Raw genomic sequence first — 304 nt, 5'->3', positions numbered from 1 at the left:
GTTCCCAATTCTTCCAAAAGAAAATCCATGGCTTTCAAGGGACGACCAGTGGTTAGAACCACCTTGACACCTTGGGCCTGTGCAGCAGCGAGGGCTGCTCTATTGCGAGGGGAGATCTTTTTTTCTGAATTGAGAAGGGTCCCATCTAAATCCAGCGCAATCAAGGAAATCTTACTCATACAATTTCCTCCATGTAGCGTAGGACAGAACCAGTTACATGGTGGCCGATGACTGTTTCAGCAATCGCTAAGATTTCAGGACGTGCATTTTCTGGCGCTACAGGATGGCCCACGACTTGCATCAT

1 protein-coding gene and 1 pseudogene are annotated in these 304 nt (G+C 48.0%); both read right to left on the bottom strand.

Annotated features, from left to right (window positions below; genetic code table 11):
- Positions 1-179 (bottom strand): HAD-IIB family hydrolase (locus tag SPADD19_RS11170; RefSeq protein WP_128861651.1); only part of this gene is annotated, 179 nt, incomplete at its 3' end.
- Positions 176-304: pseudogene (locus SPADD19_RS11945) on the bottom strand (Cof-type HAD-IIB family hydrolase); the annotation flags it as partial. The gene SPADD19_RS11170 and the pseudogene SPADD19_RS11945, both read right to left, overlap by 4 nt.

Source organism: Streptococcus parasanguinis, assembly GCF_001578955.1.
Taxonomy (GTDB): Bacteria; Bacillota; Bacilli; order Lactobacillales; family Streptococcaceae; genus Streptococcus; species Streptococcus parasanguinis_U.
This window is presented reverse-complemented; position numbering and strand designations above follow the sequence as displayed.